This is a genomic window from Streptomyces sp. NPDC001135 (genome assembly GCF_053598395.1).
Window position 1 is genome coordinate 397,104 of sequence record NZ_JBSFKD010000002.1, and the last position, 26,014, is coordinate 423,117.

Annotated in this window: 21 protein-coding genes; 18 read left to right on the forward strand and 3 right to left on the reverse strand. The window is 71.9% G+C overall.

Annotation, left to right across the window (positions count from 1 at the left end; translation table 11 throughout):
- Nucleotides 1-19 precede the first annotated feature (19 nt).
- The 8 genes from leuS (at nt 20) to holA (ending at nt 11,088) form a co-directional block, all read left to right on the forward strand.
- Nucleotides 20-2,887: a leucine--tRNA ligase gene (leuS, locus tag ACWC94_RS04815; RefSeq protein WP_450794929.1), complete on the forward strand. Its 2,868-nt coding sequence runs from the start codon at nt 20-22 to the stop codon at nt 2,885-2,887.
- A gap of 173 nt (nt 2,888-3,060) precedes the next feature.
- The gene (locus ACWC94_RS04820; protein ID WP_450794930.1) at nt 3,061-3,798 is read left to right on the forward strand and encodes a hypothetical protein; all 738 of its coding nucleotides are present in this window, start codon (nt 3,061-3,063) and stop codon (nt 3,796-3,798) included.
- Nucleotides 3,799-3,868: 70 nt separating this feature from the next.
- Nucleotides 3,869-4,714: a DegV family protein gene (locus tag ACWC94_RS04825; RefSeq protein ID WP_450794931.1), complete on the forward strand. Its 846-nt coding sequence runs from the start codon at nt 3,869-3,871 to the stop codon at nt 4,712-4,714.
- Between the two features lie 140 nt (nt 4,715-4,854).
- Nucleotides 4,855-5,985, forward strand: a complete 1,131-nt coding sequence (locus ACWC94_RS04830) for a helix-hairpin-helix domain-containing protein (RefSeq protein WP_450794932.1) — start codon at nt 4,855-4,857, stop codon at nt 5,983-5,985.
- Nucleotides 5,982-8,732: a ComEC/Rec2 family competence protein gene (locus ACWC94_RS04835; protein ID WP_450794933.1), complete on the forward strand. Its 2,751-nt coding sequence runs from the start codon at nt 5,982-5,984 to the stop codon at nt 8,730-8,732. The genes ACWC94_RS04830 and ACWC94_RS04835 overlap by 4 nt, the downstream gene beginning before the upstream one ends.
- Nucleotides 8,733-8,759: 27 nt before the next feature.
- Entirely contained in the window at nt 8,760-9,596 is an 837-nt protein-coding gene (locus ACWC94_RS04840) for an arylamine N-acetyltransferase family protein (RefSeq protein ID WP_450794934.1), read from the forward strand.
- Between the two features lie 117 nt (nt 9,597-9,713).
- Nucleotides 9,714-9,959 (forward strand): hypothetical protein, encoded by a 246-nt coding sequence (locus ACWC94_RS04845; RefSeq protein ID WP_450794936.1) that lies wholly within the window; start codon nt 9,714-9,716, stop codon nt 9,957-9,959.
- 139 nt (nt 9,960-10,098) lie between these two features.
- Nucleotides 10,099-11,088 carry a DNA polymerase III subunit delta gene (holA, locus tag ACWC94_RS04850; RefSeq protein ID WP_450794937.1) on the forward strand — a complete coding sequence of 330 codons (990 nt, stop codon included), beginning with the start codon at nt 10,099-10,101 and terminating at the stop codon, nt 11,086-11,088.
- A 181-nt stretch (nt 11,089-11,269) separates the two neighbouring features.
- Here holA and rpsT read toward each other — a convergent pair whose 3' ends face one another.
- The gene (gene rpsT / locus ACWC94_RS04855) at nt 11,270-11,536 is read right to left on the reverse strand and encodes a 30S ribosomal protein S20 (protein ID WP_089106790.1); all 267 of its coding nucleotides are present in this window, start codon (nt 11,534-11,536) and stop codon (nt 11,270-11,272) included.
- Nucleotides 11,537-11,762: 226 nt separating this feature from the next.
- Here rpsT and lepA point away from each other — a divergent pair, with 226 nt between their 5' ends.
- The 5 genes from lepA to ACWC94_RS04880 all read left to right on the forward strand — a co-directional run bounded on the left by lepA (nt 11,763) and on the right by ACWC94_RS04880 (nt 19,746).
- On the forward strand, nt 11,763-13,637 hold the full coding sequence (gene lepA, locus ACWC94_RS04860) for a translation elongation factor 4 (RefSeq protein ID WP_450794938.1): 1,875 nt from the start codon (nt 11,763-11,765) through the stop codon (nt 13,635-13,637).
- Nucleotides 13,638-13,909: 272 nt separating this feature from the next.
- Entirely contained in the window at nt 13,910-15,781 is a 1,872-nt protein-coding gene (locus ACWC94_RS04865; RefSeq protein WP_450794939.1) for an AMP-dependent synthetase/ligase, read from the forward strand.
- A gap of 180 nt (nt 15,782-15,961) precedes the next feature.
- Nucleotides 15,962-17,791 (forward strand): SpoIIE family protein phosphatase, encoded by a 1,830-nt coding sequence (locus tag ACWC94_RS04870; protein ID WP_450795025.1) that lies wholly within the window; start codon nt 15,962-15,964, stop codon nt 17,789-17,791.
- A gap of 27 nt (nt 17,792-17,818) precedes the next feature.
- The gene (gene hemW / locus ACWC94_RS04875) at nt 17,819-19,051 is read left to right on the forward strand and encodes a radical SAM family heme chaperone HemW (protein WP_450794940.1); all 1,233 of its coding nucleotides are present in this window, start codon (nt 17,819-17,821) and stop codon (nt 19,049-19,051) included.
- A 104-nt stretch (nt 19,052-19,155) separates the two neighbouring features.
- Nucleotides 19,156-19,746 carry a Uma2 family endonuclease gene (locus tag ACWC94_RS04880; protein WP_450794941.1) on the forward strand — a complete coding sequence of 197 codons (591 nt, stop codon included), beginning with the start codon at nt 19,156-19,158 and terminating at the stop codon, nt 19,744-19,746.
- Here ACWC94_RS04880 and ACWC94_RS04885 read toward each other — a convergent pair.
- Nucleotides 19,724-20,539 carry a DUF3097 domain-containing protein gene (locus ACWC94_RS04885; RefSeq protein ID WP_450794943.1) on the reverse strand — a complete coding sequence of 272 codons (816 nt, stop codon included), beginning with the start codon at nt 20,537-20,539 and terminating at the stop codon, nt 19,724-19,726. The genes ACWC94_RS04880 and ACWC94_RS04885 overlap by 23 nt on opposite strands.
- Before the next feature lie 34 nt (nt 20,540-20,573).
- The gene (locus tag ACWC94_RS04890; RefSeq protein ID WP_450794944.1) at nt 20,574-21,296 is read right to left on the reverse strand and encodes an MBL fold metallo-hydrolase; all 723 of its coding nucleotides are present in this window, start codon (nt 21,294-21,296) and stop codon (nt 20,574-20,576) included.
- A 164-nt stretch (nt 21,297-21,460) separates the two neighbouring features.
- Here ACWC94_RS04890 and hrcA point away from each other — a divergent pair, with 164 nt between their 5' ends.
- The 5 genes from hrcA (at nt 21,461) to ACWC94_RS04915 (ending at nt 25,984) form a co-directional block, all read left to right on the forward strand.
- Nucleotides 21,461-22,477 carry a heat-inducible transcriptional repressor HrcA gene (gene hrcA, locus ACWC94_RS04895; RefSeq protein ID WP_450794945.1) on the forward strand — a complete coding sequence of 339 codons (1,017 nt, stop codon included), beginning with the start codon at nt 21,461-21,463 and terminating at the stop codon, nt 22,475-22,477.
- Complete coding sequence (dnaJ, locus tag ACWC94_RS04900) at nt 22,478-23,614, forward strand: molecular chaperone DnaJ (RefSeq protein WP_450794946.1); 1,137 nt, start codon at nt 22,478-22,480, stop codon at nt 23,612-23,614.
- Nucleotides 23,615-23,748: 134 nt separating this feature from the next.
- Nucleotides 23,749-24,825 (forward strand): nitronate monooxygenase, encoded by a 1,077-nt coding sequence (locus ACWC94_RS04905; protein ID WP_450794947.1) that lies wholly within the window; start codon nt 23,749-23,751, stop codon nt 24,823-24,825.
- Nucleotides 24,822-25,574, forward strand: coding sequence for a 16S rRNA (uracil(1498)-N(3))-methyltransferase (locus ACWC94_RS04910; protein ID WP_450794948.1), 753 nt, complete (start codon nt 24,822-24,824; stop codon nt 25,572-25,574). Before ACWC94_RS04905 ends, ACWC94_RS04910 begins: the two co-directional genes overlap by 4 nt.
- A 17-nt stretch (nt 25,575-25,591) precedes the next feature.
- Nucleotides 25,592-25,984, forward strand: a complete 393-nt coding sequence (locus tag ACWC94_RS04915) for a VOC family protein (protein ID WP_450794949.1) — start codon at nt 25,592-25,594, stop codon at nt 25,982-25,984.
- Nucleotides 25,985-26,014 lie beyond the last annotated feature (30 nt).

The following is a 26,014-nucleotide window of genomic DNA, read 5'->3' on the forward strand; positions in this document are numbered from 1 at the left end:
CGATGGAGCTTTGAGGATCATGAGCGAGACGAACCCCGCCGCCGAGGTGGCGGCGCCGCACCGCTACACGGCTGCCGTGGCGGCCGAGATCGAGGCACGCTGGCAGGACTTCTGGGACGCCGAGGGCACCTACGCGGCGCCGAACCCCAAGGGTGACCTGGCCGGCGACGCCGAGCTGGCCGCCAGGCCCAAGAAGTTCATCATGGACATGTTCCCGTACCCCTCCGGTGCGGGCCTGCACGTCGGCCACCCGCTGGGCTACATCGCCACCGACGTCTTCGCCCGGTTCCAGCGCATGACCGGCCACAACGTCCTGCACACCCTGGGCTTCGACGCCTTCGGCCTGCCCGCCGAGCAGTACGCCGTGCAGACCGGCACGCACCCGCGCGTGTCCACCGAGGCCAACATCGAGAACATGAAGGCCCAGCTGCGCCGGCTGGGCCTGGGCCACGACAAGCGCCGGTCCTTCGCCACGATCGACCCGGACTACTACAAGTGGACCCAGTGGATCTTCCTGCAGATCTTCAACTCCTGGTACGACGACGAGGCGCGGAAGGCCCGCCCGATCTCCGAGCTGATCAGCCAGTTCGAGTCCGGTGAGCGCGCGATCCCGGGCACCACGCGCGCGTGGAGCGAGCTGAGCCCCACCGAGCGCGCCGACGTCCTGGGCGAGTACCGCCTGGCCTACGCCTCCGACGCGCCGGTCAACTGGTGCCCGGGTCTGGGCACCGTGCTGGCCAACGAGGAGGTCACCGCCGACGGCCGCTCCGAGCGCGGCAACTACCCGGTCTTCAAGGCCAAGCTGCGCCAGTGGAACATGCGCATCACCGCCTACGCCGACCGGCTGCTGGAGGACCTGGAGGAGCTGGACTGGCCCGAGGCCATCAAGCTGCAGCAGCGCAACTGGATCGGCCGCAGCGAGGGCGCCCGCGTCGACTTCCCGATCGACGGCGAGCGCATCACGGTCTTCACCACCCGCCCGGACACCCTGTTCGGCGCGACCTACATGGTGCTGGCCCCCGAGCACCCGCTGGTCGAGAAGTTCACCCCCGAGGCATGGCCCGAGGGCACGCACGCGGTGTGGACCGGCGGTCACGCCACCCCGGCCGAGGCCGTCGCCGCGTACCGCGCGCAGGCCGCGTCCAAGTCCGACGTGGAGCGGCAGGCCGAGGCCAAGGACAAGACCGGCGTCTTCATCGGCGCGTACGCGACCAACCCGGTCAACGGCGAGCAGGTCCCCGTCTTCATCGCCGACTACGTCCTGATGGGCTACGGCACCGGCGCGATCATGGCCGTACCGGCGGGCGACCAGCGCGACTTCGAGTTCGCGCGCGCCTTCGAGCTGCCGATCCACTGCATCGTCGAGCCGACCGACGGCCGGGGCACCGACACCTCGACATGGGACAACGCCTTCGCGTCGTACGACGCCAAGATCATCAACTCGTCCAACGACGAGATCTCGCTGGACGGCCTGGGCGTCGTCGAGGCCAAGGCCCGCATCACCGCATGGCTGCAGGACAAGGGCATCGGCGAGGGCACCGTCAACTTCCGCCTGCGTGACTGGCTGTTCAGCCGCCAGCGCTACTGGGGCGAACCCTTCCCGATCGTCTACGACGAGGACGGCATCGCCCACGCGCTGCCCGAGTCGATGCTGCCGCTGGAGCTGCCCGAGGTCGAGGACTACAGCCCGCGCACCTTCGACCCGGACGACGCGAACACCCAGCCCGAGACCCCGCTGTCGCGCAACGAGGAGTGGGTCAACGTCACCCTGGACCTGGGCGACGGACCGAAGAAGTACCGCCGCGAGACCAACACCATGCCCAACTGGGCGGGTTCCTGCTGGTACGAGTTCCGCTACCTGGACCCGCACAACAGCGAGCGGCTGGTCGACCCCGAGATCGAGCAGTACTGGATGGGCCCGCGCGAGGGCCGGCCGCACGGCGGTGTCGACCTGTACGTCGGCGGCGCCGAGCACGCCGTGCTGCACCTGCTGTACGCGCGCTTCTGGTCCAAGGTCCTGTACGACCTGGGCCACGTCTCGTCGGCCGAGCCGTTCCACAAGCTGTTCAACCAGGGCATGATCCAGGCCTACGTCTACCGCGACAGCCGCGGCATCGCGGTGCCGGCCGCCGAGGTGGAGGAGCGCGACGGCGCGTACTACTACCAGGGCGAGAAGGTCAGCCGCCTGCTGGGCAAGATGGGCAAGTCCCTGAAGAACGCGGTGACCCCGGACGAGATCGCCGCCGAGTACGGCGCCGACACCCTGCGCCTGTACGAGATGGCCATGGGCCCGCTGGACGTCTCCCGTCCGTGGGACACGCGCGCGGTCGTCGGCCAGTTCCGGCTGCTGCAGCGGCTGTGGCGCAACATCGTCGACGAGGCGACCGGTGAGATCACCGTCACCGACGCCGAGCCGGACGAGGAGACCCTGCGCGCCCTGCACAAGGCGATCGACGGCGTCCGCCAGGACCTGGAGGGCCTGCGCTTCAACACCGCCATCGCCAAGGTCACCGAGCTGAACAACCACCTGACCAAGGCCGGCACCGCGGTCCCGCGGTCCGTGGCCGAGCCGCTGGTGCTGCTGATCGCCCCCCTGGCCCCGCACATCGCCGAGGAACTGTGGCGCAAGCTGGGCCACACCGACTCGGTCGTCCACCGGGACTTCCCGGTCGCCGACCCGGACTACGTCGTGGACGAGACCGTGACCTGCGTCGTGCAGATCAAGGGCAAGGTCAAGGCCCGTCTGGAGGTGCCGCCGGCCATTTCCGAGGAGGAACTGGAGAAGGTGGCCCTGTCCGACGAGAAGGTCGTCGCGGCGCTGGGCGGCGCGGGCATCCGCAAGGTGATCGTCCGGGCACCCAAGCTGGTGAACATCGTTCCGGCGTGACGCACATCGGTACAGCGCGGCCAGGGGGCTGGTGACCGGACGCCGGCCACGACCGGCATCGGGGTAGTCCCCTACGGGCAGGATCGGGGTTCTTCCGGAACTCCGGACCTGCCCGCTGCGTTTACCGTGGAAAGCGCAGCGGCGAGTGCCGCGCCGGCCGGAGGAGGAGCGTCATGGAAGCAGTGATCGCCGTGTTCGCCCTGCTCTTTCTGCTCCTCATCGGCCTGGGCGCGTACGTCACGGTCAAGGTGGTGGGCGCCGCCAAGCGCGGGGTCGACCGGAGGATCGAGCAGGCCCGCCGCACGGTCGAGGACCACACGCTGCGTGCCAAGTCCTTCGTCCAGGTCGGTCCGGCCGCCGAGATCGCGCAGCTGCGGCTCGCACTGCGCACCTCGATGCGCGCCACCCAGGACGCGCTGCGCGCGGGCGCGGCAGAGGACGAGTCACTGAAGGAGTCCCTCGGCCTCTTCGAGCGACTCAGCGCTCATGGACACGAACTGGACGCCGACCTCAGGCGCCTGGAGTCGGAGCCGGACCGGGCCGAGGTCACCGCACGGCTGCCCGAGCTGCGCGCCCGCACGGAGCGCATCACCAAGTCCGCGGACTCACTGCGCTGGGCCGTCCGTGACCGTGCGCGCCGCTTCGTCGAGGACGATCTGGGCGCGCTCAGCGACCAGATAGACATCGAGGCCGACGCCTTGCGCCACTGGACCCCGGCCGGCCCCGCGCCGGCGCCCGGTCAACGGCCCGACGCATCCGCTCGGTCCACGGCTTCGTCCCCCGCGGAAGACCCGGCAGCGTGGCACGCCCACACGTCCCGCTCCGCCGAAGAGCCGCCGCAGGTCACCCCGTCGTCGCCCCGCCCCGCCTATCCCTGGCAGAAGAGGCCGCGCCCCGAGAGCACCACCTGAGCGGCCGTCCCGGCCCGCACCACAGGGGCCGGGCTGCCGCGCGAGCACTACGGCAGGTAACCTCCAGGTCATGTCCCGCCATGTCGCGATCGTCACCGATTCAACGGCCTACCTGCCGCCGCGGACGATGGAGCGTCACGGCATCACGGCGGTGCCCCTGACCGTCGTCCTCGGTGACCAGGCACTCGAGGAGGGCACCGAGATCTCGACGCGCTCGCTCGCCCAGGCGCTGCAGAAACGCCGTCCTGTCACGACCTCCCGGCCGAGCCCCGAGGTGTTCGCGGAAACCTACCGCAGGGTCGCCGCGTCCGGCGCGAGCGGAATCGTCTCCCTGCACCTGTCCGCCGAGCTGTCGGGCACCTACGACGCGGCGGTCCTCGCGGCGCGCGAAGCACCGGTGCCGGTACGGGTGGTGGACACCGGGATGGTCGCGATGGCCCTCGGCTTCTGCGCGCTCGCCGCGGCCGAGACCGCGGAGGCCGGCGGCACCGTGGACGAGGCCGTCACGGCCGCCGAGAAGCGGGCCGCGGGCACGTCCGCCTACTTCTACGTCGACACCCTCGACTATCTGCGCCGCGGCGGCCGCATCGGAGCAGCACAGGCCCTGCTCGGATCCGCGCTCGCCGTCAAACCCCTGCTCCAGCTGGACGGCGGCCGCATCGAACTGCTCGAGAAGGTCCGTACGGCCTCCAAGGCCATCGCGCGACTCGAGGAGATCGCCGCCGAGCGGGCGGGCGGCGCCGAGGTCGACATCGCCGTCCACCATCTCGCCGCACCCGACCGGGCCACCGCGCTCGCCGACCGGCTGCGGGAACGGGTGCCGGGCCTGGCAGACCTGCATGTCAGCGAGGTCGGGGCGGTGATCGGGGCACACACCGGTCCCGGGCTGCTGGGAGCGGTGGTCTCGCCCCGCTGATCCTTCACCATCCGCCGGCCCTTCCTTCGCGGGCTGACCCTTTCACTCGTGCGGGTGGTGGAGTTGTCCACAACCGGGCCGTCGTCCCCGGGAATTGACCAAGATCATCGCGAATCGGCGGGATGTTCCATCCTCGTCGCATGGCACTTCGATCACGTACCCGCACAGCCACGGCGACCAGCGGCCCGGGCCGCGGTCCCACCTCCGACGGCCGAATCCGCCACCGCCGCGGCATCGACCACCGCCGCCGCCCGCCGGCACCGGCCGAGGAACTGCGCCGCCGAGCCGAACTCCTCTTCGGCGAACGAGCCGCGCGATGGCGCGAGTCGGGCAACGGACCTCCGGACGGGGAGGCTCCCGAGTGTCCGGTGACCGACACGGTGACGACGGCGGCCCCGGCATCCGGTCCGAGTCCGGCGAGGACAGCGGCCACTGCCGTACCTCGCCCGGCCACAGCACCGAACGCCCTGCCGGCTGACGAAACGGGGCCACCGTCGAGCACATCACCGGAACCCGAACCTGCCGACACCGCAAACCGGTTGGCGCCCCGGAAGCCCGCCGGTCCCGGATGGCGGGAGCGGGCCGGGCTGGCGTTGCGAGAGCGGATGCCGGTGCGGTTGCAGGCGCAGGTCGCCGTGGAGCGGCGCGGAGTCGTGGCGCTCTCCGTGGTCCTCGTGGCCGCCGCGGTGTTCGCCGCACTGCACTTCTGGGCCGGGCGTACGGAGTCCGTGAGCGCCCCTCAAGTGGTGCGGGCGCAGACTCCCTACGCCAGGAAGGAGGACGACGCGAAGAGCGGTGCGCGAGCGGGCGCGTCGCCGACGCCTGGCGGACAGATCGTCGTGGACGTCAGCGGCAAGGTCCGTGAACCGGGGATCCGGCGCCTGCCGGCCGGTTCCCGGGTGGCCGACGCGCTGCGGGCGGCCGGCGGTGTCCGCCCGGGCGTGAGCACCGACGGGCTCAACCGGGCCCGATTCCTGGTCGACGGCGAACAGGTCGTCGTAGGCGCGCCCGCCGGGGCGGCACCGGCACCCGGACCGGCCGCCGGGCCGGCTCCCGGACCGGCCGCTGCGGGTCCGGCGGCGCCCGTCTCCCTCAACACGGCCACGGCGGACCAGCTCGACACCTTGCCCGGGGTCGGCCCGGTGCTCGCCCAGCACATCATCGACTACCGCACCCAGCACGGCGGTTTCCGTTCGGTGGACGAACTGCGCGAGGTCCACGGCATCGGCGACCGCCGCTTCGGTGATCTGCGGAAACTGGTACGGCCATGAGCCGGGTCACCGACGGCGGGCCGCCGGTACGGGGAAGGCCCGGCGCACGCACCGCTGCCGGGCCAGGGCGTGGGCGACCGAGGGTCCTGGGCTCCGCAGATGCCGTGGTCCGTGCCCCCGGGGAGGACGGGGCCGCGCGCGGCGACCGGGCCGGGCCCATGGACCTGCGCCTGGTGCCGCCCGCGCTCGCCGCCTGGGCCACGGCGGCCCTGACCCTGGAGACACCGCCGGCCTGGACGGCCGGCGTCGCGGTCGTCTGCCTGGTGGGCGGGATCGTTCTGTTGTCGGCGCGCAGGCCCGCGCGGTCCGGGCGGCCCACACGGTCCGCCCGGGCCGGACCGGGGACACAGGGCGGACGGACACTCCAGCGGTTCGCCTGGGCTCGTGCCTCGATCGCCGCCGTGCTGCTCTGCGTCGCCGCCGCGGCCGCCTCTGCCGGACTGCACGGGGCGGATGTACGGCGCGGGCCGGTGCCCGAGCTGGCCCGGCGGTATGCGGCCGTGACCGCCGAGGTCGAGGTGAGCGGCGATCCCTGGCTGAGCCGGCCGCGAGTGCGCGGTGATCACGCGACGCCGGTGGCGGTACTGGCCCGGGCGGAGGTGCGGCGCGTCGATCGGCCCGACGGGACGAGTGTGCGGACGCGGACTCCGGTGCTGCTGGTCGTCGACGCGGATGTGCCGGCGCCGCAGGGTGCCGCTCGCAACGGCGGTTCGGCGGAGGAGGGTGCGGTGGGCCCCGCGGTCCGGGGCGCGCGGGGTGCGCGTGCGGCCTGGCTCAGGGTGTTGCCGTCCACGCGGTTGCGGGTGGGTGGGCGGCTGGCACCCGCACTGACCGGCGGGGACCGCTCCGCGGCCGTGCTGCGGGTGCGTGGCCGCCCAGGGCCGCGGATCGTGGCGGGCCCCAGCGGGCCGCAACGGCTCGCGGGACGGCTCAGGGCCGGGCTGCGGGAGGCGACCGGCGGTCTGCCGGGGGACGCGCGGGCCCTGCTTCCCGGGCTGGTCGTCGGGGACACCTCACGGATCACACCCGAGCTGGACGACGCCTTCAAGGAGACGGATCTGGCACACACGCTGGCCGTGTCCGGCAGCAACCTCACCATCCTGCTCGCACTGCTGATCGGGCCGCCCGGACTGGCCCAGCAGGTCGAGCGCCGCGGCCTGGCCCCCCGCCTGGGGCTCTCGCTGCGGGTGACCGCGCTGCTCGCCGGAGGGCTCACGCTGGGGTTCGTGGTCGTGAGCCGGCCCGACCCCAGTGTGCTGAGGGCCGCCGTCTGTGGCGCGGTGGCGCTGCTCGCCCTGGCCACCGGGCGCCGCAGGTCCCTGGTCCCGGCACTGGCCACGGCCGTTCTGCTGCTGGTGCTCTACGACCCGTGGCTGGCCCGCACTTACGGCTTCCTGCTCTCCGTGCTGGCCACCGGCGCGCTGCTGGTGCTGGCACCGGGCTGGAGCGAGGCGTTGCGGCGGCGCCGGGTGCCGCCGAGGCTCGCGGAGGCGCTGGCGGCGGCCGCCGCGGCACAGGCGGTCTGCGCCCCCGTCACGGCCGTGCTGTCGGCGCGGGTGAGCCTGGTGGCGGTGCCGTGCAACCTGCTGGCGGAGGTGGCGGTGGCGCCGGCCACGGTGCTGGGGTTCGCGGCGCTCGTGACGGCACCGCTGGCGATGGCACCGGCCAAGGCGCTGGCCTGGTGCGCGAGTTGGCCGGCCGGGTGGATCGCCGAAGTGGCCCGGACGGGGGCGTCGCTGCCCGGTGCGGGAGTGGGCTGGCCGGGAAGCTGGCCGGGGGCGCTGGCGCTCGCGGCGGTCACCGTGGTTGTCGTCCTGGCCGGCCGGCGCTTGTCGCGGCACCCGTGGTGCACCGGGTTGCTCGCGGTGCTGCTCGTGCTGGTGGTGGTGCGGCCGGCGCCGCTGACCCGGGTGATCACGGGCTGGCCGCCGCCGGGCTGGCGGTTCGCGATGTGCGACGTGGGGCAGGGCGACGCGACCGTACTGGCGGCGGGCGAGGGGGCCGGGGTGGTCGTGGACGCCGGACCCGATCCGGCGCTGGTGGACCACTGTCTGCGGCAGCTGGGCATCACGCGCGTCCCGCTGCTCGTCCTGACCCATTTCCACGCCGACCACGTGGCGGGGCTGCCCGGTGTCCTGCGGGGCCGTTCGGTGGCCGCGATCGCGACCACCGGCTTCGAGGAACCCGCCGACCAGGCCGAGTTCGTCACCAGGCAGGCGGCGGCGCGGCACATCCCGGTCACGCGGGCCGTCGCGGGTGAGGAACGGCACACCGGTCCGCTCTCCTGGCAGGTCCTGTGGCCCCCGCCGAGCACGCGGCCGTCGTCCGACCCGCGGTACCCGGCGTGGCCGGGCCCCGTGCCGGAGCCGGACGGGCCGAACGACGCCAGCGTCGCGATGCTGGTCCGTTCCGGCGGACTGCGGCTGCTGTTGCTGGGCGATCTCGAACCGCCGGCCCAGCAGGCGCTGGCGCGGTCACCGGCGGCGGCCGAGCTGGCCGGTGTGGACGTACTGAAGGTGGCCCACCACGGCTCGGCCTATCAGGACCCGGAGCTGATGCGGCTGGCGGCTCCCCGGGTGGCGCTCATCAGCTGCGGTGCGGACAACCCGTACGGACATCCGGCTCCGGCGACCGTGGCCGCGCTGCGGGCGGGCGGCGCGCTGGTGCTGCGCACCGACCGGGACGGAGAGCTGGCGGTCGGCGGGACGGGAGGGGCCAACGGGGAGGTGCGGGTGGCGAGGGACTGAGAGCGGGGTTTCACCCAGACTGGGTGCATGGATTCGAGCCAGGTCGACGACTGCCTCCGCCGGATCGGGGCCGAGCGCCCGCGGCGGCCCACCGGGCGGGCCCTGCGTGAGCTGCATCTGCGGTATCTGCGGTCCGTCCCCTTCGAGAACCTGTCCATCCACCTCGACGAGGAGATCGTGCTGGAGGAGGAGTGGCTGCTGGACAAGGTGACAGGACGCGGGCGGGGCGGCTTCTGCTACGAACTGAACGGCCTGTTCGGCGCGTTGCTCGCCGCTCTCGGCTACGAGGTCGAACTGCTCGCGGCCCGGGTGTACGGCGACGAGGGGCGGCTCGGCATCCCGTACGACCACCTGGCCCTGCGGGTGCGGACGGTGGAGGGGGACACCTGGATCGCGGACGTCGGGTTCGGGGCGCACAGCCACTACCCCCTGAGGTACGCGGAACGCGCGGAGCAGGCCGACCCGGGCGGTGTGTTCCGGGTCGCGGAGGCCGGGCCGGACGCGGCCGGGGCGCGCGGCGGCGGCCCGGCGGGGGACGGGGACCTGGACGTCATACGGGACGGCAGGCCGCAGTACCGGCTGGAGACCCGGCCCCGGGTGCTCGGGGACTTCGTGGCCGGGGCCTGGTGGCACAGGACCTCGCCGTTGTCGCACTTCACCCAGTCGCTGGTCTGCTCACGGATCACCGAGGACGGGGGGAGGATCACGCTCAGCGGGCGCGTGCTGAAGACGACGGCGGGTGACGGGAAGCGGGGGAAACGGGAGTTGGAGACGGACGAGGAGGTGCTGACCGTGTACCGGGAGCGGTTCGGGATCGAGCTGGACCGTGTGCCCACGGTGCGGAACCGGAAGCCGAACCCCTGATCCGGAGCCGAGCCGGCGGTCCGCGCCGCCACGCGCTCCGGTCGACCTCGAGGTGCGGGGTGCGCCCGAGGCCTGACCTGGGGATTCGGTTCTCGTGCGGTACCGGAGAATGGCCCCGTGAGCGATGTGAGACACGTACTGGTGCTGCCCGACCGGGATGCCGCCGAGGAGGCGGCCGAGGCACTGGGGGAGCGGTTCGGGCTGGATGAGGAGCCGCGGCTCGTCCGGGACGCTCTGGCCGGCGAGGACGATGCCGAGGACGCGCAGTGGCTGGTGGTGCTGCGCGACGAGGAGGGGCGGCTGGATCCGGCGGAGCTGGACGCGTTCGCGGAGGAGTGGGACGGGTGGCGGGAGGAGCCCTGACCCCAGGCCTCGGGTCGCGGGAGGAGCCCTGACCCGCTCCCGGGTGGATGTGGGAGGAGCCCTGGCTCAGCCCGCTTGCCCGTCCTCGGCGCACCGCGGCGTGGGTCCGTTGTCAGTGCCTCGTGGGATGCTGTGAGCGATGGCCAGGAAGACTGCGAATGACGACCCTCTCGCCCCGGTGACGCTTGCCGTGGGCCAGGAGGACCTCCTGCTCGACCGTGCCGTGCAGGAGGTGGTGGCCGCCGCCAAGGCCGCCGACGCCGACACGGACGTACGCGACCTCACCCCGGACCAGTTGCAGCCCGGCACGCTCGCCGAGCTCACCAGTCCCTCGCTCTTCGCCGAGCGGAAAGTCGTGGTCGTGCGCAACGCGCAGGACCTGTCCGCCGACACGGTCAAGGACGTGAAGGCGTATCTCGGGGCGCCCGCCGAGGAGATCACCCTCGTGCTGCTGCACGCGGGCGGGGCGAAGGGCAAGGGGCTGCTGGATGCCGCGCGCAAGGCGGGGGCCCGCGAGGTGGCCTGCCCGAAGATGACCAAGCCGGCGGACCGGCTGGCCTTCGTGCGCGGGGAGTTCCGGGCGGTGGGACGGTCGGCGACGCCCGAGGCGTGTCAGACACTGTGCGACGCCATCGGCAGTGATCTGCGGGAGCTGGCCTCGGCGGTGTCTCAGCTGGTCGCCGACGTGGAGGGGACCATCGACGAGGCCGTCGTCGGGCGGTACTACACCGGCCGGGCCGAGGCCTCCAGCTTCACGGTCGCCGACCGGGCCGTGGAGGGCCGTACGGCGGAGGCGCTGGAGGCGCTGCGGTGGTCGCTGGCGACGGGCGTGGCGCCGGTGATGATCACCAGTGCGCTGGCCCAGGGCGTGCGGGCGATCGGGAAGCTGTCCTCCGCGCGCGGGGTGCGGCCGGCCGATCTGGCGCGGGAGCTCGGGATGCCGCCGTGGAAGATCGATCGGGTGCGGCAGCAGATGCGGGGGTGGACGCCGGACGGGGTCGCGTTGGCGATGCGGGCCGTCGCGGAGGCCGATGCGGGGGTGAAGGGCGGGGGTGACGACCCCGAGTACGCGTTGGAGAAGGCGGTCGTGACCGTGGCGCGTGCCGCTCGGTCCCGCGGGCGCGGGTAGACACGCCGAAACCCCGGCACCCGCCCTGGGGAAGGGAGGGATGCCGGGGTTTCCGGTTCAAGCTGTCGAGCCCGTTCCCGCGTGGCGAACGCAGGCCGCGAACAGGCTCTGGGGTGCCGGGCGGGAGCGGATGAGAGAGGGCCCGCTCTGGGTCCGTCCGGCGGTCAGATCACAAAGGGGTTCAGCCCTTGAGGGACGCGACCTTGGAAGCAAGCGCCGACTTCTTGTTGGCGGCCTGGTTCTTGTGGATGACGCCCTTCGAGACGGCCTTGTCGAGCGCACGCGCGGCAGCGCGCTGCAGCTCGGTGGCCTTCTCGACGTCACCCGCGGCAGCGGCCTCACGGGCCTTGCGGACCGCGGTCTTCAGGGAGGACTTGACGGCCTTGTTGCGCAGCCGAGCCTTCTCGTTGGTCTTGATCCGCTTGATCTGGGACTTGATGTTCGCCACGAAGGAGCCTTTTCAGGTTCTGGTGCGGGGCCGTGAGGGTCCCGTACCGGTGATCCAAAATTTCTCTGACGCGCCTCGCGCTGAGAGGGCATGAGGCACAGCCATCTACAGTACCAGTGGCCCTGCGAGCGGCCCAAAACGGTGCCCGGTCCCTCCGCGTGGGACCATGGAGACTACGTATCGATCCGACCCGAGGCATAAGGCGCCTCAAGAGACAGGACCCTGCGTGCCCGCGACCCCTAACCATGTGCCCGAGCCGAGCCGTACCGCCCCGGCTCTGATCCGCAATTTCTGCATCATCGCGCACATCGACCACGGCAAGTCCACGCTCGCCGACCGGATGCTCCAGCTGACCGGTGTGGTCGAGCAGCGGCAGATGCGTGCTCAGTACCTCGACCGGATGGACATCGAGCGCGAGCGCGGCATCACGATCAAGTCCCAGGCGGTGCGTCTGCCCTGGGCCCCGACCGAGGGCCCCGACCAGGGCACGACCCACATCCTCAACATGATCGACACCCCGGGGCACGTCGACTTCACCTACGAGGTCTCGCGGTCGCTCGCCGCCTGTGAGGGGACCATCCTCCTCGTCGACGCCGCCCAGGGCATCGAGGCGCAGACCCTCGCCAACCTGTACCTGGCGATGGAGAACGACCTCACGATCATCCCCGTGCTGAACAAGATCGACCTGCCGGCCGCCCAGCCGGAGAAGTTCGCCGAGGAGCTGGCGAACCTGGTCGGCTGCGACCCGGACGACGTCCTGAAGGTCTCCGCGAAGACCGGTCTCGGCGTGGACGCGCTGCTGAACAAGGTCGTCAAGGAGATCCCGGCGCCGGTCGGTGTCGCCGACGCGCCCGCCCGCGCGATGATCTTCGACTCCGTGTACGACTCGTACCGCGGTGTCGTGACGTACGTCCGTGTCATCGACGGCCAGCTCAACAAGCGCGAGCGCATCAAGATGATGTCCACCGGCGCCACGCACGAGCTGCTGGAGATCGGCGTCAACTCGCCCGAGATGCTCCCCGCCGACGGCCTCGGCGTCGGCGAGGTGGGTTACCTCATCACCGGTGTGAAGGACGTCCGGCAGTCCAAGGTCGGTGACACCGTCACCAGCCAGAGCAAGGGCGCCACGGAGGCCCTCGGCGGGTACAAGGACCCCAAGCCGATGGTCTTCTCCGGGCTGTACCCGCTCGACGGTTCCGACTATCCGGAACTGCGCGAGGCCCTGGACAAGCTCCAGCTCAACGACGCCGCCCTCGTCTACGAGCCGGAGACCTCCGCGGCCCTCGGCTTCGGCTTCCGCGTGGGCTTCCTCGGCCTGCTGCACCTGGACGTGATCCGGGAGCGCCTGGAGCGCGAGTTCGGCCTCGACCTGATCGCCACCGCCCCCAACGTGGTCTACCGCGTGGTCATGGAGGACGGCAGCGAGCACACGGTCACCAACCCGAGCGAGTTCCCCGAGGGCAAGATCAACGAGGTCTTCGAGCCGGTCGTGCGGGCCACCATCCTCGCGCCGACCGAGTTCATCGGCTCGATCATGGAGCTGTGCCAGACCCGGCGCGGCACCCTGCTCGGCATGGACTACCTCTCGGAGGACCGCGTCGAGATCCGCTACACGCTGCCGCTCGCGGAGATCGTCTTCGACTTCTTCGACCAGCTGAAGTCCAAGACCCGCGGCTACGCCTCGCTGGACTACGAGCCCACCGGCGAGCAGACCAGCTCCCTGGTCAAGGTCGACATCCTGCTGCACGGCGACAAGGTCGACGCGTTCTCGGCGATCACCCACAAGGACCAGGCGTACGCCTACGGCGTGCGGCTCGTCGCCAAGCTCAAGGAGCTGATCCCGCGGCAGGCCTTCGAGGTGCCGGTGCAGGCCGCCATCGGCTCCCGGGTCATCGCCCGCGAGACCATCCGCGCCATCCGCAAGGACGTCCTCGCCAAGTGCTACGGCGGTGACATCTCCCGTAAGCGGAAGCTGCTGGAGAAGCAGAAGGAAGGCAAGAAGCGGATGAAGATGGTGGGTTCCGTGGAGGTTCCGCAGGAGGCCTTCATCGCCGTCCTGTCCAGCGATGACAGCGCGGGGTCGGCCAAGGGCAAGAAGTAACCGAAGGTAACAACCGGTTGCGTGCCCATAAAGGACACGCGGGGGCCTGTCGTGCGAAAGCGCGGTGGGCCCCTACGCGTGCGTAGCGTCGCTCTCCGTGGAAAGTGACAGGCCGAAGCCCCTTACGCAGCGGCCGGTCGCGGCTTACTCTGATCCCTGCTCGATAGTTACTCGCGAGTTAAACAATAGCGAAGCAGCAGCACGAACCCCCACCGTGAGTTAACCCAGCCGCACCGAGTCAGCCGCACCGTCGCGGGCCCCCGGAGGATGTCGTGAGCGACACACAGACCCTGATCGAGAACCGTCCGCCGTCCGTGGCGGCCCTCTTCCTGGAGCGCGTGGCGGCCACACCGGACGCCGAGGCCTACCGCTATCCGGTGCCCGCCGCCGGCCAGGGCCCCGACGACTGGAAGTCGCTCAGCTGGGCGCAGGCGGCCGAGCGGGTGTACGCGATCGCGGCCGGCCTCATCGAACTGGGCGTGCAGCCCGAGCAGCGGGTGGCGCTCGCCTCCTCCACCCGGGTCGAGTGGATCCTCGCCGACCTCGGCATCCTGTGCGCCGGCGGCGCCACGACCACCATCTACCCGCAGACCAACGCGGACGAGTCGGCCTTCATCCTCTCCGACTCCGAGAGCCGGGTGCTGCTCGCCGAGGACGCGGCCCAGGCCGCCAAGGCCGTCGAGAAGCGCGCCGAACTGCCCGACCTCGCCAAGGTCGTCGTCATCGACCCGGCCGGCGTCGAGACGAGCGACTGGGTGATCACCCTCGCCGAGCTGGAGCGGCGCGGCGCCGCCTATCTGGAGCAGCACCCGCAGCTGATCAAGGAGCGGGTCGGCGCCATCACCAAGGACCAGCTCGCCACCCTCATCTACACCTCCGGCACCACCGGCCGCCCCAAGGGAGTCAGGCTCCCGCACGACAACTGGGCGTACATGGCCAGGGCGATCGCCGCGACCGGGCTGATCACCAGCGAGGACGTGCAGTACCTGTGGCTGCCGCTCGCGCACGTCTTCGGCAAGGTACTGACCTCGGGCCAGATCGAGGTCGGCCATGTCACCGCCGTCGACGGCCGGGTCGACAAGATCATCGAGAACCTTCCGGTGGTGCAGCCGACGTACATGGCGGCGGTGCCCCGCATCTTCGAGAAGGTCTACAACGGCGTCGCCGCCAAGGCCCGCGAGGGCGGCCCCGCCAAGTACAAGATCTTCCAGTGGGCCGCCGAGGTCGCCCGCGAGTACGCCAAGGTCAGCCAGGACAACTTCCGCCGCACCGGCACCCACGCCGTGCCGTTCGGCCTGGCCGCCAAGCACAAGGTCGCCGACACCCTCGTCTACGGCAAGCTGCGCGAGGCGTTCGGCGGCCGGCTGCGCGCCTGCGTCTCCGGTGCCTCCGCGCTCGCCCCCGAGATCGGCTACTTCTTCGCCGGCGCCGGCATCCACATCCTGGAGGGCTACGGCCTCACCGAGTCCTCCGCGGCCTCCTTCGTCAACCCCGGCGAGGCCTACCGCACCGGCACGGTCGGCAAGCCGCTGCCCGGCACGGAGGTGCGCATCGCCGACGACGGGGAGATCCTGCTGCGCGGCCCCGGCATCATGCAGGGCTACCACAAGCTGCCCGAGAAGACCGCCGAGGTGCTGGAGTCCGACGGCTGGTTCCACACCGGGGACATCGGCGAGCTGTCGCCCGACGGCTATCTGCGCATCACCGACCGCAAGAAGGACCTCATCAAGACCTCCGGCGGCAAGTACGTCGCTCCGGCCGAGGTCGAGGGCCAGTTCAAGGGGGTGTGCCCGTACGTGTCCAACATCCTGGTACACGGTGCCGACCGGAACTACTGCACGGCCCTCATCGCCCTGGACGAGATCGCGATCCTGGACTGGGCGAAGGAGAACGGCCTGGAGGGCAGGCCGTACGCCGAGGTCGTCGCCGCGCCGCAGACGGTCGAGATGGTCGACGGGTACGTGCGGGAGCTCAACAGCGGGCTCCAGAAGTGGCAGACCATCAAGAAGTTCCGGCTGCTGCCGCGGGACCTCGACGTGGAGCACGGCGAGATCACACCGAGCCTGAAGCTGAAGCGACCCGTGGTGGAACGGGAGTACAAGCACCTCATCGACGAGATGTACGCCGGGACGCGGGAGGCGTAGCCCGGTTCCGGAGGGGTGGCGGGGGCTGTACGGCGGCGGCGGGTCGGTCCCGCGGTTGCTCGCGCGGTTCCCCGCGCCCCTCTTCGTGCTCGCTGGTGCTCAAAAGGTTCCCTCTTCTGTCCGCTTCAGTGACTCAGCGCTTATAAGTGCCCTCTGTCTGTCACCCTGGGCCGCATGGACATGGCGGCCATACCCACGCAGCGGGAGAGCGAGGCGCCCCGGGCCCGGGAGGCGGAGGGGCGGGCCACGCTGTCCGGGAGTCCCGTCGCGCCCGGCTCGGCCCGTGCGCTGGTGCGGGCCGCGCTGACCGCGGCACCCGGGGTCTCGGCCCGGCTCCTCGACGACGCCATGGCCGTCGTCAGCGAGCTGGTCACCAACGCCGTCGTGCACGCCGGCACGGACGTGGAGGTCGACTGGCGGCTGGAGGAGACCGGCGCGTTCGTCGTGGAGGTGGGCGACCGCCATCCCTCCCGCGCCCCGCGCGACCCCCTGGGCGCCCAGGGGGCGTACGACACCCCCGAGTACGGGCGCGGCCTGCGGCTGGTCACCACGCTCGCCGAGTCCTGGGGCGTCACCTACCGGGCCGACGCCAAGACGGTCTGGGCGCGGCTGCCCCCGGGCGGTGTGGCGGACCCGGACACGCCCGTGCCGGACGCGGCCCTGGAGGTCGCCCAGGACCTCGCCCCGCAGCCGCACCGCCACGACGGCGACCGGGACTGGCTCGGCCGGGGCGCGCTGTCCTTCCTCGCCGAGGCCTCCGACCTGCTCGCCGGTCAGCTGGACGAGAACCTGGTCACGGCCCTGACCGGCCAGCTCATCGTGCCCCGGCTGGCCGACTGGTGCGCGGTGTGGCTGGAGGACGAGGCGACCGTGCGCGGCGGCGTGGGAGGCGGTCCCGACCGGGTCTGGCACGCCAGCGAGAGCCACGCCGAGGAACTGCGGTGCGCCCTGGAGAAGGAGCCGCCCTGCCCGCGCGACGGTGTGCGCTCGGGCCCGGAGGCGTACCCGTGGCCCGGCCACGCGCTCGGCCCGCAGGGCGCCGACGGCACGGCGCTGGCGTACCGGCTGATCGCGGGCGGCCGGCCGCTCGGCACGCTGGTCATCGGCCGGTGCGGGCTGCTCGGCTTCCCCGACGAGGTCACCGGGCTCGTGGAAGACCTCAGCCGCCGGGTGGCCCTCGCCATCGGCGCGGCCCGCCAGTACGCCCGCCAGGCCACCATCAGCGCCGTCCTGCAGCGCGGTCTGCTGCCCGGCGCGGTCGCCGAGATCCCGGGCGTGCGCAGCGCGCTCGTGTACGAGCCCTGCGACAAGGGCGGCCCCAGCGGCGACTTCTACGATCTGTTCCCGGCCGGTGACGGCCGCTGGTGCTTCGCCGTCGGCGACGTCCAGGGCAAGGGCCCGGAGGCGGCGGTCGTGATCGGTCTCGCCCGCCCCTGGCTCCGCCTCCTCGCCCGCGAGGGCTACCGGGTCGCCGACGTCCTCGACCGGCTCAACCAGCTCCTCCTGGACGACGCCACCGAGGCCGCCGACGCCGCGGCCCGCGCCCTCGTCGCCGCGGGCGGACGGTCCCTGGCCTCCGGGGACGGCCCGCAGACCCGCTTCCTGTCCCTGCTCTACGGCGAGCTCACGCCGTACGAGGGCGGTGGGGTCCGCTGCACCCTCGCCTCCGCCGGCCACCCGCTCCCGCTCGTCCTGGGCCCCGACGGCACGGTGCGCACCGCCGCCCGCCCGCAGACCCTGCTCGGTGTGGTCGAGGACGAGACCTACACCAGCGAGACCCTCGACCTGCGGCCCGGCGACAGCCTGCTGTGCGTCACCGACGGGGTGACCGAGCGGCGCTCCGGCTCCCGGCAGTTCGACGACGGCGACGGCCTCGCCCGCGCCCTGTCCGGCTGTGCCGGGCTCAGCGCCGAACTGATCGCGGAAAGGATCCGCCGCCTGGTGGACGACTTCGGCGGGGGCCGGCTGCCCGAGGACGACCTGGCGCTGCTGGTGCTGCAGGCGGAGTAGGCGCGCCGGTGCTGGACAATGGAAGGCATGCCTTCCGCACTCCCCGACGGCGAGCCCGTCCCCGCCGACGGTGCGCTGCCCGCCGACGCGCTCGCCGGGGCCGCCGACCGCCCGCTCGGTTTCTATCTGCACGTGCCGTACTGCGCGACCCGCTGCGGCTACTGCGACTTCAACACCTACACCGCGACCGAGCTGCGCGGCACCGGCGGCGTGCTGGCCTCCCGCGACAACTACGCGGACACGCTGACGGACGAGATCCGGCTCGCCCGGAAGGTGCTCGGCGACGACCCGCGCGAGGTCCGCACGGTCTTCGTCGGGGGCGGTACGCCCACACTGCTGGCCGCCGACGACCTCGTACGGATGCTCGGGGCGATCCGCGACGAGTTCGGTCTGGCACCGGACGCGGAGATCACGACGGAGGCGAACCCGGAGTCGGTGGACCCGGCCTACCTCGCCACGCTCCGTGAGGGCGGCTTCAACCGGATTTCCTTCGGCATGCAGAGCGCGAAACAGCACGTGCTGCGCGTCCTCGACCGCACCCACACCCCGGGCCGCCCCGAGGCCTGCGTCGCGGAGGCCCGGGCGGCGGGCTTCGAGCACGTGAACCTGGACCTGATCTACGGCACCCCCGGTGAGAGCGACGACGACTGGCGGGCCTCGCTGGACGGGGCGATCGGCGCCGGTCCGGACCACGTCAGCGCCTACGCGCTCATCGTCGAGGAGGGCACGCAGCTGGCCCGCCGGATCCGTCGGGGCGAGGTCCCGATGACCGACGACGACGTGCACGCGGACCGCTATCTGATCGCCGAGGAGACCCTGTCCGCGGCGGGCTTCGACTGGTACGAGGTCTCCAACTGGGCCACCTCCGAGGCGGGCCGCTGCCTGCACAACGAGCTGTACTGGCGCGGCGCCGACTGGTGGGGCGCGGGACCCGGGGCGCACTCGCACGTGGGCGGGGTGCGCTGGTGGAACGTCAAGCATCCGGGGGCGTACGCGGCGGCGCTGGCGTCGGGTCGGTCGCCGGGGGCCGGGCGGGAGCTGCTGTCCGAGGAGGACCGGCGGGTGGAGCGGATCCTGCTGGAGCTGAGGCTGCGCGAGGGGGTGCCCCTGGCTCTGCTGAAGGAGGAGGGGCTTGCGGCGTCCCAGCGCGCGCTGGCGGACGGGCTCCTCCAGGAAGGGCCGTACGACGAGGGGCGGGCCGTGCTGACGTTGCGGGGGCGTTTGCTGGCGGACGCGGTGGTGCGGGACCTGGTGGATTGATCACTCCCGCGAGTGAATCCCTCCGGAACGCCGGTTCGGTCCCTAACCTGGTTCGTAGGCTGCCGCCGTAATTGCACGGTGGCGGAAACCGGAGGGCTGCGGAGATGACCGCTGTGGACGACCGACCGATGACCACCGGCATGGTGAAGATCTTCGAGGAGCTCGAGCCTCCTGAGGGCGTCAAGATGGAGCTTCTCCGGGGGGTAATCGTGATGATGGCCAGCCCTGACATCGTGCACAACATGATCGTTGCCGATGTACAGGACCAGATCCCGCGACAGCGCTGGTCTCGCCTTCAGACTCAGGACGTGGACATCCTGGACGAGGCCAGCGAGCCAGTTCCGGACCTGGTGGTCGTGGCGCGAGACGCGCTACCCGACTCGGGCCGTCTGCTGCCCTCCAAGCTGGTCACGATGGTCATGGAGGTCGTCTCCAAGTCCAGCATTCATCAGGACTACGTGGTCAAGCGCTCGATCTACGCGGCCGGAAGGATCCCCGCCTACCTCATCCTCGACCCGATCATGGCGCACTGCGTCTTGCTGACGAAGCCTGCGGGCCAAGGCGAGGACGCCGACTACCTGAGCCAGGAGATCATTAAATTCGGCGATCCAGTTCCGGTGGAGGTTCTGGGACTCGAACTGGACACCACCGAGTTCGGAACGTTCCCCAACGTCAGGCCCCACCGCTACCCGTGACGAAGTCGATCAGCTCCTCCACCCTCCCCAGCAGCTCCGGCTCCAGGTCCCTGTAGGACCCCACCCGCTTCAGGATCGCCTGCCACACCGCCCCGGTGTTCTCCGACGGCCAGCCCAGCGCCCGGCACACCCCCGTCTTCCAGTCCTGCCCGCGCGGCACCCTCGGCCAGGCCTCGATCCCCAGCGACGACGGCTTCACGGCCTCCCAGATGTCGATGTACGGGTGGCCCACCACCAGCGCGTGCTCACTCGTCACCGACTCCGCGATCCGCCACTCCTTCGTGCCCGGGACGAGGTGGTCCACAAGCACACCCAACCGCGCGTCCGGACCCGGTGCGAAGGACGACACGATCGACGGCAGGTCGTCCACGCCCTCCAGGTACTCCACCACCACGCCCTCGATGCGCAGGTCGTCGCCCCACACCTTCTCCACCAGCTCGGCGTCGTGCCGGCCCTCGACGTAGATGCGGCCGGCCCGGGCCACGCGGGCGCGGGCGCCGGGGACGGCGACCGAGCCGGAGGCCGTACGGGCGGGTCGTACCGGAGCCGGTGACGAGGGGCGGACCAGCGTCACCACGCGCCCCTCCAGCAGGAAGCCCCGCGGCTCCAGGGGGAACACCCGGTGCTTGCCGAAGCGGTCCTCCAGCGTCACCGTGCCCGCCTCGCAGCGGATCACCGCCCCGCAGAACCCGGTGCCGGGCTCCTCCACCACCAGGCCCGGCTCAGCGGGTACCTCCGGTACCGGCTGCTGCCTCTTCCACGGCGGGGTCAGGTCGGCGGAGTACGTGCGCATTCGGATGACGATAGGAGAAGCCGTACGCGAAGACTCACGACACGCCGAAACGCGCCGCCAGTTGATCACGCTGGCGTCGTACGAACCCCGCGTCCACCACCGCTCCGTGACCGGGCACGTACAGCGCGTCCCCGCCGCCCAGGGACAGCAGCCGGTCGAGGGCGTCCGGCCAGCGGGACGGGACCGCGTCCGGGCCCGCCTGGGGTTCGCCGGACTCCTCGACCAGGTCGCCGCAGAAGACCACCTCGGGATCTCCCGGCACGAGCACCGCGAGATCGTGCGCCGTGTGCCCCGGGCCCACGTTCGCCAGCAACGCCTGGCGGCCGCCCCCGAGGTCCAGCGTCCACTCACCGGAGACCGGATGCCGGGGCGGGGCCAGCGCGTCCACCGCCTCGTCGGCGTCGGCGACCGGCAGCCCGTTCCTGATCGCGTCCAGGCGCAGGTCCTCGCGCTCGTACGCGAAGACCGCGTCCAGCCCCACCGGGCCGTACACCTGCGCTCCCGCCATCGCCGCCGCCCCGAAGACATGGTCGAAATGGGGGTGGGTCAGCGCGAGATGGGTCACACGGCCGCCGGCCAGCTCCTCGGCCTGTGCCCGCAGCCGCGCGCCCTCGGCCAGGCTGGAACCGGCGTCCACCATGAGGGCCGTACCCGCCCCGAGGACCAGCCCGACCGTGCAGTCCCAGCCCGGGAGGCGCCGGCGTCCGACCCCGGCGGCCAGCCGTTCCCACCCCAGCTCTTCCCAAGTCACCGTCATACCGCGACGCTAGCTGCACGAGCCGCCGCGACCGTACCGACCTTGCCCCGGGTGTACCCGACAGCCGTACACTGGGCCCGGGAACGCTGGCACTCGCGTGCGAAGAGTGCCAGGCGGACGAACCGCGGAACAGAAGGGGACGACGTGCTGGAGGTGCGCGCCGAATGCTGAGTGAACGCAGGCTTCAGGTACTGCGCGCCATCGTCCAGGACTACGTCGGCACCGAGGAGCCGGTCGGGTCGAAGGCCCTGACCGAGCGGCACAACCTCGGGGTCTCCCCGGCCACCGTCCGCAACGACATGGCGGCCCTGGAGGACGAGGGGTTCATCGCGCAGCCGCACACCAGCGCGGGGCGCATCCCCACCGACAAGGGTTACCGGCTGTTCGTGGACAAGCTCGCCGGCGTCAAGCCCATGACGGCGCCCGAGCGGCGCGCCATCCAGAACTTCCTGGAGGGCGCCGTCGACCTCGACGACGTCGTGGCGCGCACGGTGCGGCTGCTCGCGCAGCTGACCCGGCAGGTCGCCGTCGTGCAGTACCCGTCCCTGACCCGGTCCACCGTCCGGCACGTGGAGCTGCTCTCGCTCGCTCCCGCGCGCGTGATGCTCGTGCTGATCACGGACACCGGCCGGGTCGAGCAGCGGATGGTCGACTGCCCGGCGCCCTTCGGTGAGAGCTCGCTCGCCGACCTGCGCGCGCGGCTGAACAGCCGGGTCGCGGGCCGCCGGTTCGCGGACGTGCCGAGGCTGGTCGAGGACCTCCCCGAGGCCTTCGAGGCCGAGGACCGCGGTACGGTCTCGATGGTGCTCTCCACTCTCCTGGAGACACTCGTCGAGGAGAACGAGGAGCGGTTGATGATCGGCGGTACCGCCAATCTCACCCGCTTCGGGCATGACTTTCCCCTCACGATCCGGCCCGTCCTGGAGGCCCTTGAGGAGCAGGTCGTGCTCCTCAAGCTCCTCGGCGAGGCCAAGGATCCGGGCGTGACCGTGCGCATCGGGCACGAGAACGCCCACGAGGGGCTCAACTCCACCTCGGTGGTGTCGGTGGGCTACGGTTCGGGCGGCGAGGCGGTTGCCAAGCTCGGCGTGGTCGGACCGACCCGCATGGACTACCCGGGAACGATGGGAGCGGTACGCGCAGTGGCACGGTACGTCGGACAGATCCTGGCGGAGTCGTAAGTGGCCACGGACTACTACGCCGTTCTCGGCGTGCGCCGCGACGCGTCGCAGGATGAGATCAAGAAGGCGTTCCGTCGGCTCGCGCGCGAGCTGCACCCGGACGTCAACCCGGATCCGAAGACCCAGGAGCGGTTCAAGGAGATCAACGCCGCTTACGAGGTGCTGTCGGACCCGCAGAAGAAGCAGGTCTACGACCTGGGCGGCGATCCGCTCTCGCAGTCCGGCGGTGCCGGTGCGGGCGGCTTCGGTGCCGGTGGCTTCGGCAACTTCTCCGACATCATGGACGCGTTCTTCGGTACGGCGTCGCAGCGCGGGCCGCGCTCGCGCACCCGGCGCGGCCAGGACGCGATGATCCGCATCGACGTGGAGCTGGACGAGGCGGCCTTCGGGACCACCAAGGACATCCAGGTCGACACGGCGATCGTCTGCAACACCTGCAACGGAGAGGGCGCGGCGCCCGGTACGACCGCCCAGACGTGTGACATGTGCCGGGGCCGTGGTGAGGTCTCGCAGGTCACCCGGTCCTTCCTGGGTCAGGTCATGACCTCGCGTCCCTGTCCGCAGTGCCAGGGCTTCGGGACCGTGGTGCCGACCCCGTGCCCGGAGTGCGCCGGTGACGGCCGCGTCCGCTCCCGCCGCACGCTCACCGTCAAGATCCCGGCCGGTGTCGACAACGGCACGCGGATCCAGCTCGCCGGTGAGGGCGAGGTCGGGCCCGGCGGCGGCCCCGCCGGTGACCTGTACGTCGAGATCCACGAGTTGCCGCACTCGATGTTCCAGCGGCGCGGTGACGACCTGCACTGTACGGTCACGATCCCGATGACGGCCGCCGCGCTCGGCACCAAGGTGCCGCTGGAGACCCTGGACGGCATGGAGGAGGTCGACATCCGGCCCGGCACCCAGTCCGGCCAGTCGATCCCGCTGCACAACCGGGGCGTCACGCATCTGCGCGGCGGCGGCCGGGGTGACCTGATCGTGCACGTCGAGGTCCAGACCCCGACCAAGCTGGACCCCGAGCAGGAGCGCCTGCTGCGCGAGCTGGCCAAGCTGCGCGGCGAGGAGCGTCCACAGGGCCAGTTCCAGCCGGGGCAGCAGGGGCTGTTCTCGCGGTTGAAGGACGCGTTCAACGGTCGCTGACGGCGGCTGGAGGATGTCGCCGACGGGTGCTGCGACCTGGGCACAGGGGGTGCTTCGGCACCCCCTATGCCGCTGTCCTATGCCGTGCGACGCCCCGATTCGGACTTGTTCGAAGGACGTGACAACATGCGGTCATGTCCTCCGCGCTGACCGATCTCTTCCCCCACCCGATCGTGCAGGCCCCCATGGCGGGCGGAGTCTCCGTCCCGCAGCTCGTCGCCGCCGTCTCCGAGGCCGGTGGCCTCGGGTTCCTCGCCGCCGGATACAAGACCGCCGACGGCATGTACCAGGAGATCAAGCAACTGCGGGGGCTCACGAGCCGCCCCTTCGGCGTGAACGTGTTCATGCCGCAGCCCGACCACGCCGAGTCGGGCGCCGTAGAGGTCTACGCGCACCAGCTGGCCGGCGAGGCCGCCTGGTACGAGACCGAGCTGGGTGACCCGGACAGCGGCCGGGACGACGGTTACGACGCCAAGCTCGCCGTACTCCTCGACAACCCGGTGCCGGTGGTCTCCTTCCACTTCGGTGTGCCGGGCCGGGAGGTGTTGGACAAGCTGCGGCGGGCCGGCACCCTCACCCTGGTCACCGCCACCACCGCCGAGGAGGCCCGCGCGGTGGAACAGGCCGGTGCGGACGCGGTGATCGCGCAGGGCGTGGAGGCCGGCGGTCACCAGGGAACCCACCGGGACCTCGCCGAGAACGACGGCTCCGGCATCGGGCTGCTCTCGCTGGTCGCGCAGATCCGTGAGGCCGTGCGCATCCCGATCGTCGCCGCCGGCGGCATCATGCGCGGCGGCCAGATCGCCGCCGTCCTCGCGGCCGGCGCGAGCGCGGCCCAGCTGGGCACCGCCTTTCTCGCCACGCCCGAGTCCGGCGCCAGCGCCCTGCACAAGCAGGCGCTGACCAACCCCCTGTTCGCACGCACCGCGTTGACCCGGGCCTTCTCCGGGAGACCGGCCCGCGGTCTGGTCAACCGGTTCCTGCGCGAGCACGGCCCGTACGCCCCCGCCGCCTACCCGGAGCTCCACCACCTCACCGCGCCGCTGCGCAAGGCCGCCGCCAAGGCCGGGGACGCGCAGGGCATGGCGCTGTGGGCGGGCCAGGGCCACCGGATGGCCCGCGAGCTGCCGGCCGGGCGGCTGGTGGAGGTGCTGGCCGAGGAACTCGACGCCGCTCGGACAGCGTTGTCGGCCGAGGGGGACCTGCGATGACCGCGCCGGTGTTCGTCGTCGACTCGCTGGAGGGCGTGGGCCCCGGATCGGCCGTCGACGTCACGGGTCCCGAGGGGCGGCACGCGGTCTCCGTACGGCGGATGCAGCCCGGCGAGCACGTGGTGCTGACGGACGGCAGGGGCCGGGGCGCGGCCGGGGTCGTCGTCAGCGTGTCGGGCAAGGACCACCTGGTGGTCGAGCCGTTCGAGTTCCCGGTGGAGCCGGAGCCCAGCCCCCGGATCACCGTCGTCCAGGCGCTCCCCAAGGGCGACCGGGGCGAACTCGCCGTCGAGACCATGACGGAGACCGGGGTCGACGCGATCGTGCCCTGGCAGGCCGCCCGCTGCATCACCCAGTGGAAGGGCGAGCGGGGTCTGAAGGCGCTCGCCAAGTGGCGGGCCACCGCGCGCGAGGCCGGCAAGCAGTCCCGTCGGCTGCGCTTCCCCGAGGTCGCGGACGCGGCGAGCACCAAGCAGGTTGCCGCACTTTTGGCCAAAGCCGACTTCGCCGCCGTACTGCACTCCGACTTCGAGCACGTCAGCGAGCCGCTGGCCACCGCCCCCCTCCCCGCCGAAGGCGAGATCGTGCTGGTCGTCGGCCCCGAAGGCGGCGTGGCGCGCGACGAGTTGGCGCTCTTCGAGGAGGCGGGTGCGAAGGCGTGCGTGCTCGGTCCTACCGTGTTGCGTACATCCACCGCCGGCACCGCCGCCGTGGCCCTGCTCCTGGGCCGCACCGGCCGCTGGTCCTGACACCGCCCGAGGACACCGTGGAACTCGCTCAAGTCCGCCTCCTGGTCACCGACTTCGCCGCCTGCTACCGCTTCTACGCCGACGTCCTCGGCCTCAGGCCGCAGTCCGGCGCGGCCGAGGGTCCGTACGAGAAGTTCAGCCCGCACGCCGGCTCCGCGGGGATCGCGCTGCAGGACCGCTCGATGATGGCCGAGGTCCTTCAGGAGCTGGGCGAGTCCGCCACCGGCCACCGCTCCCTGGTGGTCCTGCGCGTCGACGACCTGGACGCCTACTGCGCGCGGATCACCTCCCGCGGTGCCACCCTGCTGCACGGCCCGGCGCCCATGACCGACCGCATGCGCGTGGCCCACCTCAAGGACCCGGAGGGCAACCTCGTCGAACTCCAGCAGTGGCTGCTGCTGCGCGGTTAGGGGTTTCCGCTGGTTCGGCCGCCTCGGGGA